We start from the raw sequence: 1,416 nt of genomic DNA, 5'->3' as shown, positions 1-1,416 counted from the left end.
GTGAATCTTGTTGATCTCCCCGAGTTTTATGATGTTATACGTCTTGCCTTGACCCGCCCGGGATACTTCAATTTCTTCCGGCAGGACAGGGAAAAAGAATGCTTCCTGCCGGTTGTTGAAACTGAGTGACATTGTGTAATCACGGTACATTATTCATACACTCCTTTGGCGGAGCTTGCGATCTCTTTTTCTAACGCATCGGTAATCTGGTCGATCATCGTATCCACATCCATTGTCTGCATGATGTCGCCGGTTGTAACTTGGACGGTTGGTGTGAGCGAAACAAAGTTTTGAATTGATTTAATCTCAGCCAGCTCGCGTAGTGCCTTCAGATCCTCGGATGAGATATCAACCTCGTCATTGATCTTGCCTACTTCCCCCACCTTATCCACTTTGCCGATGTCTGGAGTTTTCGGCATGCTTGGCATACTCGGCACGCTGTAACCACCTGCCGGTACAGGTGCAACTCCTGCAGTAAAACCATTAATACTCTTAACAAGGTTATCTGCTTTGGCATTTCCTGCTTTGAACGAATCCAGAGCATTCATTTGTTCCATGCGGTATTTAGAAAGATCCAGGACGCTTTTATCTGTTGTCGGTTTAGTCGGACCCTGAGCCTTTTCGACTTCAGCAATGAGATTGATTGATGTTCCGGCAATCTCGTTGATTTTATTGATGACCCAATTCAGCCCATCCAGAATTGTGTTTATCAGGTTGGTAAAATAGTCAGCTACCGTGTGAAACATGTTATAAAACAGGCTTTGAACTGCGTAAATCGGATCAACAAATACGTTGGCGAAAAACTCAACAAAACTCAGGATGGTGTTCCATATGACAGCAATGACGTTATTTACTGTTGCAGCTAAAGAGTAAAAGAGTCCGATGATAAAACCTATAACTTCACTTGTTGAAAATCCTAGGTTATTAAGAACCGTAATTATCCCTATAAGACCCGCTACAACTAAGACTAATGGCCAGTTTGCCACAATCCATCCAATCATGAAGTTTGTTGCGACCGCAGCTGATACAACAGCAATCACTAGCAAGGCGTTTTTAACGACTTCAAAATTATTCAGAAGGAATTGAAAAACGGCTGTTGCAACGTTTGCCAAAATGGATAATCCGGATTGGATTGATCCAAATACCTGAGTAAACTGTCCTGAGTCAAAACCAGTGTTAATTGCATCGAAAAGCGGCTCGAAAGCAGATAAAGCTTCTATACCGGTGCTTTGTAAGTTGAACTTAAATGTATTTAGAACTTTGTTCCATTTGGCAGCCGGAGAATCAAGCATTCGTTCAAAAGCTTCCTCGCTTATGTTTTGCTGATCAAGCAGCTTGTCCATGCCCTTCATGAATCCCTCAAGGTCCCCGGCTTTACCTGCTTTCAGTGCATCAGAGTTCTGGATGGTACTTCTT

Annotated in this window: 1 pseudogene; it reads right to left on the bottom strand. The window is 43.1% G+C overall.

The window, feature by feature from the left end:
• Nucleotides 1-149: 149 nt before the first annotated feature.
• Nucleotides 150-1,416: pseudogene (locus tag ACFSVM_RS25720) on the bottom strand (hypothetical protein); the annotation flags it as partial.

The organism is Paenibacillus shunpengii, assembly GCF_042684905.1.
Classification (GTDB): Bacteria; Bacillota; Bacilli; order Paenibacillales; family Paenibacillaceae; genus Paenibacillus; species Paenibacillus shunpengii.
Note: the sequence above shows the minus strand (reverse complement) of the source record. Positions and strands in the feature narration are given on the sequence as shown.